This is a genomic window from Actinosynnema sp. NPDC023587 (assembly GCF_040640215.1).
Classification (GTDB): domain Bacteria; phylum Actinomycetota; class Actinomycetes; order Mycobacteriales; family Pseudonocardiaceae; genus Actinosynnema.
On sequence record NZ_JBFABG010000009.1, the window covers coordinates 92,539 to 105,364 of the forward strand.

Consider the following 12,826-nt stretch of genomic DNA (forward strand, 5'->3'; position numbering starts at 1 on the left):
GGCTCACGCTTCCCGGTCGAGGAGGGCTTCGAGGTCGGCCAGCACCAGGTCTTCAACCAGGTCGGCGAGGGAGGACACGGTGCGCGCGGTCAGCACGTCCCGCGGGGAGAGCTCGACGGCGAACGCCGCCTTGGTCCGGGAGGTGATGCGCAGGCTGCGGATCGAATCGCCGCCCAGCGCGAAGAAGCTGTCCTCCACGCCCACCCGGTCGACGTCCAGTTCATCGGCCCAGATGGCGGCGATGGCCTCTTCGGTCTCGGTGCGGGGTGCGACGTACTGGTCGGAGGTGACCGCGTCGCGCTCGGGCGCGGGGAGCGCGACGCGGTCCAACTTGCCGTTGGCGTTGAGCGGCAGTCGATCCAGTGCCACGAACGCCGTGGGAACCATGTGTTCGGGCAGCGCACTCGAAGCGTGGCCGCGCAGTTCCGAAACCCGCACGTCCCCGTTCGGCACGTAGTACGCCACCAAACGCTGTTCCTGCTCCAGCACAACGACCTGGGCGACGGCAGGATGCGCACCCAGGACGGTTTCGATTTCCCCGAGTTCGATCCGGAAGCCGCGGATCTTCACCTGCTGGTCCGCCCGGCCCAGGTAGTGCAGCCCGCCGTTGAGCCAGGTGCCGAGGTCGCCGGTCCGGTACATGCGAGAACCCGCCGTGCCGTAGGGGTTCGCCAGGAAGCGCGACGCGGTGAGCCCCGGCCGGTCGAGGTAGCCCCGGGCCAGGCCGGGCCCGGCCACGTACATCTCGCCGGGGACCCCGGGCGGCACCGGTTGGAGGTCCTCGTCGAGCACGTAGACCCGCAGGTCGGGGATGGGGACGCCGATGCTGCCGTCGGCCTCGGTGTAGGTGACGTGCACGGTGGTCTCGGTGATGCCGTACATGTTGATCAACGCGCCGCTGCCCTGCCAGTCCTGGACTTTGTGCAGGTCCAGGGCTTCGCCGCCGAAGATCACGTATCGCGGGTCGGGCTGTTCGGGCAGCAGTTGGTAGAAGGCGGAGGGCGTCTGGTTGAGCACGGTGACGCCCTCGTCGCGCAGCAAGCGCGCGAAGTCCTTCGGTGAGCGGGAGACGTCGTAGGGGACGACGACGAGACGTCCGCCGTGCAGCAGCGGACCCCACAGCTCCCAGACCGAGAAGTCGAAGGCGTAGCTGTGGAACAGGGTCCAGACGTCGTTCTCGTCGAAGTCGAACCAGTGGTCGGTGGCCGAGAACAGGCGCTCGACGTTGCCGTGCGGGATCACCACGCCCTTCGGCTTCCCGGTCGAGCCTGAGGTGTAGATCACATAGGCCGCGTTGTCCGGGGTCAGCCGCACCGCCGGTGCCACGGCGGGGTACCCGGACACCTCCGGCAGCGAGTCGAGCACGGCCACCGGCCGGGCGTCCGCGATCGTGCCCGCGATCCGGTCCGCCGGGTAGGACGGGTCGATCGGCAGGTACGCCGCGCCGGACTTCAGCACGCCGAGCACCGCGACGACCAGGTCGGCACTGCGGGGCAGCACGAGGGCGACCAACCGCTCCGGACCCGCGCCGAGCCCGACGAGGTGGTGCGCCAGGCGGTTCGCGCGCTCGTCCAGTTGGCGGTAGGTCAGGGAAGAGCCCTCGAACGTGACCGCGACCGCGTCCGGCGTCCGGGCGGCCTGGGCCGCGAACAGGCCGGGGATGGTCGAGGACGGCGCACCGGTGCCCTGGCCGTTCCACTCCACCAGCACCTGGTGGCGCTCGGCGTCGGACAGCCACGGCACCCGCGCCACGGGCTGGTCGGGGTCGGCGACCAGGCCGACCAGCAGGGTCGTGAGCCGCTCGCCCAACCGGACCACGGTGTCCGCGTCGAACATCGCGGGCTCGTAGCCGAGCAGCACGCCCAGCCGGTCCGCCGGGTAGACGGTGGCGCTCAGCGGGAAGCTGGTCGTCTCGACCGCCTCCAGCTCCCGCAGCCCCATCCCGTCGGCCAGGTCGGCCGGGTAGTTCTCGAAGATCACCGCGCTGTCGAACAGCCCGGTGCCGGCCTCGACCCCGCTCCACGCCTGCAAGCGGGTCAGCGGCACGTGCTCGAACCGGCGCGACTCGGCCTGCGCGGCCTGGAGCTCCCGCAGCCAGTCCGCCACCGGGCGGGCACCGTCGACCTCGACCCGCACCGGCAGGGTGTTGATGAAGATGCCGGTGATCGCGTCCACGCCCGGCAGGTCCGCCGGCCGCCCGGAGACCGTCGCGCCGAAGCACACGTCACGCTGCCCGGACGACCTGGCCAGCAACAACGCCCACGCGCCCTGCACGATCGCGCTGGGCGTGACGCGGTGGGCACGGGCGAACTCGTACAGCCGGGCCGAGTCGGCCTCGGTCAGCTCGACCGCGTGCCGCTCGGACGAGGTCGCGGACCCGGTCGCGGGCCGGTCGACGGGCAGGGGCGTGGGGGACTCGAACGAGCCGAGCACCTGCCGCCAGTGCCGCTCCGCGGCCTCGTCGTCCTGCGCCGCGAGCCACGCCACGTAGTCCCGGAACGGCTGCCGCTCGGCGGGCTCGCCCAGCACGTCGGACAGCACCTGGAACACGCTCCACCCGTCGAGCAGCACGTGGTGGAACGTCCACAGCACGCGCACCGACCCGGCGGACAGCCGGACGATCGCGATCCGCATCAGCGGCGCGACCCCGAGGTCGATCCCGGCTTCCTTGTCCGCCGCCAGCAACGCGGCCAGCCGCCCGGCGCGCTCGGCCTCGTCCAGCCCGCTCCAGTCCAGGAACGTGAACGGGACCTCGGCGCGCGCGTGCACGACCTGCAACGGCTCGCGGACGTCCTCCCACAGCACCGAGCTGCGCAGCACGGGCGTCCGGTCCACGACCCGTTGCCACGCCCGCGCGAACTCCTGCGAGTCCGGCACCCCGTCCACCACGAACGTGGTCTGCTGGAAGTACACGCCGCGCTCGCCAAGGCCGTGGAACACCATCCCGGCCTGCATGGGTGTCAGCGGGTAGGCGTCCTCGCCGGTGATCCGGTCCACCTGCTCCTGGGTGAGCCGCGTGAGCGGGAAGTCCGACGGGGTCCGCCCGCCCGCGCCGGGTTCCGCGCAGTGCGCCAGGACCGCCCGCAGCGCCACCGCGTACGCGTCGGCCAGCCGCGCCACCGTCGAGTCGTCGTGCACGGCCGAGCTGTAGTACCAGGAGAACTCCAGCCGGTCGTCCTGCACCTTGCCCACGACGTCGAGCAGGTGCGGGCGCGGCATGTCCGGGTCGGCCACCAGGTCGAGGTCCCGCTGGCCGGTGAAGCGGCCCAGGTAGTTGAAGCTCACCGCCGGGTCGCACGCCGGCCCGCCCGCCAGGTAGCGCAGCGCGCCGTACCCGATGCCGCGCCCCGGCACCGCGCGCAGTTGCTCCTTGAGCGACTTCAGCGCCGTGCCCCAGTCCCGGGGCACGTCCAGCGCCACCGGGAAGACCGTGGTGAACCAGCCGACCGTGCGGGACAGGTCGACGTCGTCGAACAGCTCCTCGCGGCCGTGCCCCTCCAGGTCGACCAGCACCCGGTCCCGGCCGGTCCAGTCCGCGAGCACCCGCCCCAGCGCGGTCACCAGCACGTCGTTGACCTGGGTCCGGTACACCTCCGGCACGTCGCGCAGCAGCGCCGAGGTTTCCGCCTCGGTGAGCCGCACGGTCACCTCGCGCGTGGTGGCGAAGGTGTTCGCCCCGTCCCGGTCGGTCGGCACGCCCTCCCCGGACACGGCGGTCCAGTGCGGGAGTTCGGCCGCGAACCCGCCGGACGTGGTGTGCTCGTGCAGCCTCCGGGCCCAGTCCCGGAACGAGGTGGTCTTGTCCCCGACGTGGACGGTCTTCCCGTCGACCGCCTGCCGGTACGCGGTCATCAGGTCCTCGGCGAGGATGCGCCACGACACCCCGTCCACGACGAGGTGGTGCGCCACCAGCCGGACCGACCGCGCGTCGAGCACCTCCGCCCGCAGCAGCGGACTCGCCCAGCCGACCGGCTCGTTGACCTGCCGGTCGCCCTCGAAGCGCATCCGCAGCGCGTCGTGGTGCCCGACCAGCGCGTCGACCGCCGCGCGCAAGGCGTCCGGCTCGACGTCGTGGTCGAAGTCCACCACCAACGTCTGGTCGAACAACGTCGAACCGGTGCCCAGGAACCACCGCTGGATCGGCGTGAGCGGCGCGTCGCCGGTGACCGCGCCCTGGTCGGCGACCGGCGGCAGGTCCCGCGTCACGTGGGGGGCCAGCGCCGCGATCGTCTGGTGCGCGAAGATGTCCCGGGAGGTCAGCACCAGCCCGGCCTGCCGGGCGCGGGTGACCACCTGGATGCCCAGGATGGAATCGCCGCCCAGCGCGAAGAAGTTGTCCCGCACGCCGACTCTCGCCGCGCCCAGCACCTCGGCGAAGATCCCGGCCAGCACGCTCTCCACGGGAGTGCGCGGCGCGACGTAGACCCGGGGCTCCTCGGGCGGTGCGGGCAGGTTGTCCCGATCCAGCCGGTCCAGCCCCACGAACGTCGTCGGCACGCTGTGCGCGGGCAGCACCTGCGCCAGGAACCCTTGCAGCGCGGCGGAGTTCACCGCCGGCGTCACGTAGGCCACCAGCCGCCGGTCCGTCGCCACCACGGCCGCGTCCGCCACCTCGTGGTGCCGCCGCAACGCGTCCTCGACCGCGCCCGGGTCGACCCGCACACCGCGCACGCGCACCGTGTCGTCGGGCGGGAAGTCCAGCGCCACCAGCCGCCGCAACTCCCGGTCCGGCTCCTCGACCACGTTGTGCAGCAGCGTTTCCAGGTCGTCCGCCAACACCTCCACGGTGGTGCGGTCGAACAGGTCGGTGTTGTACTCGATGGTCAACGCCAGCGAGTCGGCACGCGGCCAGAACTCCACGACCAGGTCGAACCGCGCGTTCGGGCGCGGCAGGTCGTGCTCGGCCACCGTGAGATCGCCGAAGCCGGCCTCGCGCACCAGCGGCGGCTGCAACGCCACGACGGCCTGCACCAGCGGCGTGCGACTGGGGTCCGGGTCGGGGCCCAGCTCGGCCACCACCCGGTCGAACGGCACGTCGTCGTGCGCGAACGCGTCCAGCACGGTGTCCCGGACGTGGTCCAGGAAACCGGTGAACGGCAACTCGGGGTCGACCCAGGACCGCAGCACCAGCGTGCGCACGAAGAACCCGACCGCCCGCGCCAGGTCGGCGTGGTCGCGCCCCGAGGTCACCGTGCCCAGCGCGATGTCGCGCTGCCGGCTGCGCGCCGACAACAAAACCTGCACCGCGGCGGTGAGCGTCATGAACAGCGTCGCGTCGTGCGCCCGCCCCACCCCGGTCAACCGCTCCACCAGGTCGGCCCGCAACGGCCGCCGCAGCACCGCGCCCGACGACGTCCGCAGCGCCGGGCGCGGCCGGTCGGTCCGCAGGTCCAGGGTTTCGAGCCCGGCCAGCTTGTCCCGCCAGTACGCCACGTCGCCGACCGGCCGCGCCGCGTCCCACACCGCGAAGTCCGGGTACTGCGCGGTCACCGGCTCCGGTTCGTCCCCGGCGTAGAGCGCCGCGAGCTCCTCGACGAGGAGCCCGGCGGACCACCCGTCGGTCACGATGTGGTGCTGCACCAGGACCAGCACGTGGTCGTCGAGCTTGCGCGGCAGCAGCACCGCCCGGGTCAACGGCCCCCGCCGCAGGTCGAACGGCACCGCGAGGTCCCGCTCGTCGCCCACCGCCAGCGGGATCGTGCCCTCGGCCGCGACGATCTGCACCGGCACCCCGTCGACGACGTCGAACGTGGTGCGCAGGGCGTCGTGCCGCCGCGCCAGCGCGTTCAGCGCGTCGGCCAGCCGCTGCTCGTCCAGCGGCCCGGTCAGCCGCAACCCGAACGCGGTGTTCTGCTCGGCGGTGCCGTCCAACGAGAACAGCCGGCGCTGAGCCGGCGACAACGGCACCCCGTGCGGCACTCCGTGCGGCACTCCGTCCCCGCGCGGAATCCGGGGGATCGGCTCGTGCACTGGCAGCTCCAGCGCCAGCGCCTCGACCGTCCGGTGCTCGAACATCGCCCGCACCGGCAGGCCGCCGAGCCGCCCCAGCGCCCGCACCGCGAGGATCGAATCACCGCCCAGCGCGAAGAAGTCGTCCCGCGCGCCGACGTGCGCGACGCCCAGCACCTCCGCCCACACCCGCGCGACCCGCCGCTCCTCCTCCGTGCGCGGCGCGACGAAGTCCTCCGGCAGCTCGCCGACCACCGGCGCGGGCAGCGCCGCCCGGTCCAGCTTCCCGTTGGGCGTCAGCGGGAACGCGTCGAGCTCCACGAACGCGGCGGGCACCATGTAGTCGGGCAGCGTGGCCGCCAGCCCCTCCCGCAGCCCGTCCACCGCACCCACCACGTACGCGACCAGCCGCTTGGGCTCGTCGCGCGGCACCACCACGACCTGCCGCACGCCGGGGAACCCGGCCAGGACCGCCTCGACCTCGCCGGGCTCCACCCGGAACCCGCGGATCTTGACCTGGTGGTCCGCCCGCCCGACGAACTCCATCGACCCGTCCGCGGACCGGCGCACCAGGTCCCCGGTCCGGTACATCCGCGACCCGGGCGGACCGAACGGGTCCGCCACGAACCGCGCGGCCGTCAGCCCCGGCCGCCCCAGGTAGCCCCGGGCCAGCCCGACCCCCGTCACGTACAGCTCGCCCTCGTCGCACAGCGCGAGCTCCGGGTCCAGCACCCGCACCGCCGTGCCGGGGATCGCCCGGCCGATCGGCGGCGTCCCGCCGGGCACCAGCGGCCCGCTCCACGACGTCACCACGGTCGACTCGGTGGGCCCGTAGGCGTTGATCATGCGACGACCCGGTGCCCACTGCTCCACCAGGTCCGCCGGACACGCGTCGCCACCCACGACGAGGGTCCGGAAGCGGGGCAGCGAGCGCCGGGGCACCGTCGCCAGCGCGACCGGCGGGATCAGCGCGTGCGTCACGCCGAACTCCTCGATCACGTCCGCGAGCTGGTCGCCCAGCAGCGGCCCCTCCGGCGGCACGACCAGCGCGGCCCCGGCGGGCAGCGCCATGCAGAACTCCAGCACCGAGGCGTCGAAGCTGGGGGAGGAGAACTGGAGCACCCGGTCGCCCGGCCGCACGTCGAAGTGCTCCACCTCGGCCGCCGAGAACGCCGGCAGCCCCCGGTGCGTGACCACGACGCCCTTGGGCCGCCCGGTCGAGCCCGAGGTGTAGATCACGTAGGCGGGCTGGTCGGCGGCGATCTCCACGCCCGGCTCGGTGTCGGGCCACCCGGCGACGTCCAGCGGGCCGTCCAGCACCAGCAGCGGCTGGGCGTCGTCGATCATGAACGAGATGCGGTCCGCCGGGTAGGCGGGGTCCACCGGCAGGTAGGCGGCCCCGGTCTTGAGCACCGCGAGCCGGGCGATGACGTTGTCCACCGAGCGCGGCAGCGCGACGGCGACCACCCGTTCCGCGCGGGCACCCTTCGCGATCAGCAGGTGCGCGAGCTGGTTGGCCCGCGCCTCCAACTGCCGGTAGGTGACCGTCTCCTCGGCGGAGACGATCGCCGGCGCGTCAGGTGCGCACGCGACCCGTGCGCTCACCAATCTCGGCAGGTTTTGGGCAGACGTCATCGCGAGCAGAGCCTTTCCGGGGTTCGTGCGCGGGCCGCGGCATACCCGCGACGAAGGACGTTGAAACGTGATTTTCAGACCATTTCCGGGACCTGCCTGCGAGCCAGCCGGCCACCGATCTGGATCCACTGGATCCCGCCCCCACGCGGGTCCCGCAGGAAACGCCCGGTCTGGCTCGTATCACCCGTGTCGGAATCCCGCATCTCGAACACGAGGCCGTCGAACAGGGACAGATCCGCGAACGGCTCGCCGTCCACCGTGAGCTTGAGCACTTCTCGCTCCGTGGGCTGCACGGAATACTCGACGTCGCCGTTGACGAAGCTGCCGGTGCAGCCCTCCGGCGGCGCGATCGGGTCCCGCAGGTCGCCCAGGCCGTCGTAATCGCCGACCGGGAGCCCCGCCTCGGCCAATACCGGCACGAGATCCCGCCACAAGGCGAACCCGCTGCTCCCGTTCGTGGTGAGCGCCACCACGGTCCCGTCCGCCGGATTGATCCGGAGGTGGCACGAGGTGCCGTCGGCGGTGCCGTCGTGGCCCACCCAGGCCACCCCGTCGCGCTCGTAGAGGGCGAGCCCCAGGCCCCAGCCGTCGGCCATCCCGAAGGGTTCGGCGTGCCGCACGGGGGTGCGCATCAGCGCCAGGTCCGCACCGTCCACGAGGTGCGGCGGCGCGCCCGCCAGCATGCGCCCGAACGTCACCAGGTCGGTCGCGCTGGCGGCCAGCGCGCCGGCCGGCGCGTCCACGAGGGCGAGCGACTGGCTCACCGGCACCGCCCGGCGCTGCGCCGCGTTGACCGCGTGCCCGGCGACGACGTTGCGGTCCTCCTCGGGTCCCACGGTGAAGTGCGGTCGCAACCCCAACGGACGCAGCAGGACCGCGTCCACGGCTTCCCACCAGGACATTCCGGTGGCCACCTCGATCAGGTGGCCGACCAGGACGTAGCCGATGTTGGAGTAGGAGAAGCCCGCTCCCGGGCTGTGCAGGGGGACGAGCGTGCGCCCCGCCTCCAGGGCGTGGCGGCGCAGCGAGGTGGTGCGGATGTCGTCCGGGTCGGAGGGGAGGCCACCGGTGTGGCTGAGCAGGTGGCGCAGCGTCAGGGGGTGGTCGACGTCGGGGAGCGGGGTGTCGAGGTCGAGGTCCCCGTCCGAGACGAGGGTCATCGCGACGGTCGCGGTGAAGGTCTTGGTGATCGAGCCGATCGGCACGGCCGCGTCCTCGGCCAGACCGACCGACGTGGTCCAGAGGCCGTCACCGGGGTGGTGGACGGCGAGCTGCGCGCCGGGGACGTGGTGGTCGCGGACGAGGTCGGCTAATCGACGCGCGAGTTGATCGGTGTCCATCGAAGGTCCTTTGCAGGAATGAGCCATTTGGCTTCGATCCAACGTTGACGGCCGTTCCAGGATCATCGCGACCGCCAAACGGAGCATCTGCTGGGTATAGATTCCCCGGTTTGTCGAGGCGTAACCGCACGTTCTTGGATTGATCTCCGCGGTTCACTCGAACGGCCTGGTTTGGACCAGGACGTTCCGTAACTAGGGGGCTATTGCGAGGATTATTCGCACTCGCCTGGCATGGACTTCTGTCAACGGGTAATCCGTCTACAGGGTAGCCGCAAGAAGGCTTTCCACGCCTCCCCGGGAGGCTTTCCAAGAAATATCAACAGCCCCGTAACCAGGGGTGGGCGGCGTCGTTTGCCGAGAGTTAGCCGGCGTCCCGCGAAGTGACCCGCCGGTAGTGCCGGGCGGCCCGGACCCGGTTCCCGCAGGCGGGCGAACACCATTCCCGCCGGGGGTGGTCCTTCACGAAGTAGAGCACGCAGCCCGGCGCGTAGCAGGCCCTGAGCAGCGCGCGCCGCTCCCCGCCGAACAACTCCACGGCCTCGGCCGCCGTCGCCGCGAGCACCCGGACGGCGTCCGGGGCCGCGCTGGCGGTGCGTCGGACGAGGTCGTCACCGACCACGTCCAACTGCGGCCAGCGGGCCGCCCGGCGGACCGCCGAGTTCACCTCGGCAACGGCCCGGGGGAGATCACGAGCGGCCGAAATTGCCCGAGTGTCTTCCGTCACCACGCCGGCCAGGTCCCGGAGTGCGAGCCGCAACGAGTGGAATGCCTGAAGGGTGCGGTCATCGACGTCACCATCACCACCGACGTCACCGTCGCCGCCCAGCCACGCCACGAGTCCGTCGACGGACGACAAGTCGTCGTGCAGGCCGGACCGGTCCGCCCGGATCGTGTTCATCAGGCGCACGGGGCGGGGCTCGTCGGGCAACACATCTAACGCTAACACGCACTTGCAACCGTTAGGGCGATCTTCTAACGTCAAGACCCGCACCCAACCGTGAGAAAGGTTCGCCGATGATCCCGCCGTTCGACGAGGAGTCCGCCCGCCGCAAGGTCCGCGCGGCACAGGACGCCTGGAACACCCGCGACCCGCACCGCGTCGCGGCGGCGTACACAGTGGACTCGTTGTGGCGCAACAGGTCCGAGTTCATCACCGGTCGTGCGGAGATCGTCGCCTTCCTGACCCGCAAGTGGGAGCGCGAACACCGGTACGCCCTGCGCAAGTCGCTGTGGGCCTGGTCGGCCGACAAGATCGCCGTCCGCTTCCAGTACGAGTGGCACGACGACGGGGGTCGGTGGTGGAGGAGCTACGGCAACGAGAACTGGGAGTTCGCGGCGAACGGCCTCATGCGCCGCCGGGAGGCGAGCATCAACGACCTCGGCATCACCGAGGCCGAGCGCCGGATCGATCCGGACTCGACCGACGACCTGCCCCCGGCCTAGCGCCGGCGCGCCGGCCGCCCGCTGCCCCCGGCCGGGAAACCGCAGCTCAGAGCACGGGTGGTGGTCAGTCGCGCTGGATCGCCAGGTGCAGCAGTTCCATCCGCGCGTCCAGCTCGGCGGCGATGGCCGCCGTGCTGGTGAGCTCGTCCACGAACCCGGCCGGCACCTGGTCGTCGTACTTGTAGAACAGCTTGTGCTCCAGGGTGGCCCAGAAGTCCATGGCGATGGTCCGCAACTGGACCTCCACCTTCACCTTCTCGACCCGGTCCGACAGGAACACCGGGATGCGCACGATCAGGTGCAGGCTCCGGTACCCGTTCGGCTTGGGCGCGGCGATGTAGTCCTTGGTCTTCAGGATCTCCACGTCGCTCTGCCGGGCCAGCATGTCCCGCACCCGGTACACGTCCGTCACGAACGGGCAGACCACGCGCACCCCGGCGACGTCGTCCAGGTGCTCCGCCGCCAGCGCCAGATCCGCCGGCAAACCCTTGCGCCGCAACTTGTCCAGGATCGCGTCGAGCCGCTTGACCCGGTGCGTGACGTGCTCGATCGGATCGTGCTGGTGGACGAGGTCGAACTCCTCGCTGAGGATGCGGAGCTTCGTCATGAGCTCGTCGACCGCGAACTTGTAGACCAACAGGGACCGCCGCAGCAGGTCATCCGCCACGCCGATGTCCATGATCCCCAGGATACCGGCCCGCGGCCCGGCTACGATGCGGGTCGTGGACATCCACTGGCACGTCGTTCTCCCGCCGCCGGTCGCCTGACGGGCGCACCCCGGCCCGCCCGGCCCTCCCCGGCGGCCCAGCCCCCGGTGGCCCGGTGCCGGGCACCGGCACGCAACCCCCCGCGCGGTGCGCCCGTTCGCGACGTACGTCACTTCCGCGAACGGAGAACCCTTGTCGTCCCCTGTCGTACGCGCACGTCTCGCCCGAGGTCCGCTGCCGATCCTCGCGGCCTGCTTCCTGTGGGGCACCACCGGCACCGTCAGCTCGCTCGCCCCCGCGTCCGCACCCGCCTCGGCGGTCGGCGCGGCGGGTCTGGTGCTCGGGGGCGGCCTGCTCTTCGGCACCGCTCGGGGCACCCGGGCCGTGCTGCGCACCGCCGACCGCCGGCTGCTCCTGCTCGGCGCGGTCACCGTCGCCGGGTACGCGCTCGCGTTCTACCCGGCCGTGGCGCGCACCGGCGTGGCGGTCGCGACCGCCGTCGCCCTGGCGACCGCGCCGATCGTGCTCGGCACCCGGGCCCGCCCGCTGGTCACGCTCACCGCCGTCACCGGGTGCGCGGTCCTCGTCCTCGGCGGGCGCGATGCCCACGTAGACCTCGTCGGAGTGGCGTTGGCCCTGGTCGCGGGCCTGTGCTACGCCGCGTACTCGGTCGTCTGCGCCCACCTGATCGCCCGGGGGCACGCGTCGCGGGCCGTCGTGGGCACCGTGTTCGGCGGGGCCTCCGCGATCACCCTGCCGGTCCTCCTCGTGCTCGGCGTGTCCTGGCTGGGCAGCGTGGAGGGCATCGCGGTCGTCGTGCACCTGTCGGTGTTCACCACGTTCGTCGCCTACCTGCTGTTCGGTCACGGCCTGCGGCACACCACCGCCGCCGCGGCGACCACGCTCACCCTCGCCGAGCCGGCCGTGGCGGCGGTCCTCGGAGTGGTCGTGCTGCACGAACGGCTGCCGCCGATCTCGTGGGCGGGCATGGCCCTGCTGGGCCTCGCCCTGGTCGCGCTCGCCCGGCGGACCGCGCCGGGTGGTCGCGGCGCGCCGACCTCCTAGTCGGGACGCCGCCCCGCCGCGCCGCCGAGCCCGTGGAGGATGCGCTGGATGAGTTCCGGGTCCACGTCCGGTTCGTCGCCGAGCTTCTCGGCGGCCGGCGAGCGGCGGGGTTCGCGGCGGGGGAGGGGGACGGCGGAGGCGTTCATCCCGGACGGGAGCGTCAGCTCGCACCACGCGAGCCGGCCGCCGGCCGTGAGGTCCACCAGTCCGGCCCGCCCGCCGGCCAGCTCCGGCGGCAGGGCCACCCGGAAGCCCTCGACCTCGACCACCAGGTGGCTGCCGCTCAGCCGCAGCCGCACCAGCAGGAGGCCCGGGGCGCGCGGGTCGGCCACGTCGACGGCCGCGCCGACGAGCCGCCGCACGGTCTGCGCGGCCTCGTCCTGCATGCCGCGCAACCGCCACTCGCCCAGGGAGAAGCGCACGAACATGTCCGCGACGGTGATCGCTGTGGGCAACGCGACGAGTCGAAGGTCGTCGACCTGTTCGGTCTGGGCGTTCACACCGATCCCTCCTCGCCTGCGTCCGGCGCGTGCCGCGCCAGATGGTGCCATGAGTGCGCCTCCGGTCACCCACCTGGTCCAGAACCCGTGAGCGGACCGTGTCCGGATCGAGTCGGGGTTGCTTCGGTCGGGGACCGGAAGCGCCCCCCGGCTCACATCCTCGTCCGGGGCTTGCGGGCTCATCGTT

General features: G+C 72.5%; 7 protein-coding genes. 2 read left to right on the top strand and 5 right to left on the bottom strand.

Going from position 1 to position 12,826, the window contains the following annotated elements:
* Positions 1–3: 3 nt before the first annotated feature.
* From AB0G01_RS23400 to AB0G01_RS23410, 3 genes are all read right to left on the bottom strand, one after another.
* Positions 4–7,554, bottom strand: coding sequence for an amino acid adenylation domain-containing protein (locus AB0G01_RS23400; RefSeq protein WP_360948848.1), 7,551 nt, complete (start codon positions 7,552–7,554; stop codon positions 4–6).
* Positions 7,555–7,658: 104 nt separating this feature from the next.
* Positions 7,659–8,924, bottom strand: a complete 1,266-nt coding sequence (locus AB0G01_RS23405; RefSeq protein WP_360948850.1) for a serine hydrolase domain-containing protein — start codon at positions 8,922–8,924, stop codon at positions 7,659–7,661.
* Positions 8,925–9,285: 361 nt separating this feature from the next.
* Positions 9,286–9,855 (bottom strand): ABATE domain-containing protein, encoded by a 570-nt coding sequence (locus AB0G01_RS23410; RefSeq protein WP_360949179.1) that lies wholly within the window; start codon positions 9,853–9,855, stop codon positions 9,286–9,288.
* 83 nt (positions 9,856–9,938) lie between these two features.
* Between AB0G01_RS23410 and AB0G01_RS23415 the strand changes: the two genes are divergently transcribed.
* Positions 9,939–10,367 carry a nuclear transport factor 2 family protein gene (locus AB0G01_RS23415; RefSeq protein ID WP_360948852.1) on the top strand — a complete coding sequence of 143 codons (429 nt, stop codon included), beginning with the start codon at positions 9,939–9,941 and terminating at the stop codon, positions 10,365–10,367.
* 64 nt (positions 10,368–10,431) lie between these two features.
* Here the strand turns inward: AB0G01_RS23415 and AB0G01_RS23420 are convergent, their stop codons facing one another.
* Positions 10,432–11,046, bottom strand: coding sequence for a GTP pyrophosphokinase family protein (locus AB0G01_RS23420; RefSeq protein ID WP_360948854.1), 615 nt, complete (start codon positions 11,044–11,046; stop codon positions 10,432–10,434).
* A gap of 220 nt (positions 11,047–11,266) precedes the next feature.
* On the opposite strand from AB0G01_RS23420, the gene AB0G01_RS23425 reads away from it, so the two are divergent.
* A complete protein-coding gene (locus AB0G01_RS23425) occupies positions 11,267–12,139 on the top strand; it encodes an EamA family transporter (protein ID WP_360948856.1) in 873 nt (290 codons plus the stop codon).
* Here the strand turns inward: AB0G01_RS23425 and AB0G01_RS23430 are convergent.
* Positions 12,136–12,639 carry an ATP-binding protein gene (locus AB0G01_RS23430; RefSeq protein WP_360948858.1) on the bottom strand — a complete coding sequence of 168 codons (504 nt, stop codon included), beginning with the start codon at positions 12,637–12,639 and terminating at the stop codon, positions 12,136–12,138. The two genes, AB0G01_RS23425 and AB0G01_RS23430, sit on opposite strands and share 4 nt — an antisense overlap.
* Between the last annotated feature and the right edge of the window lie 187 nt (positions 12,640–12,826).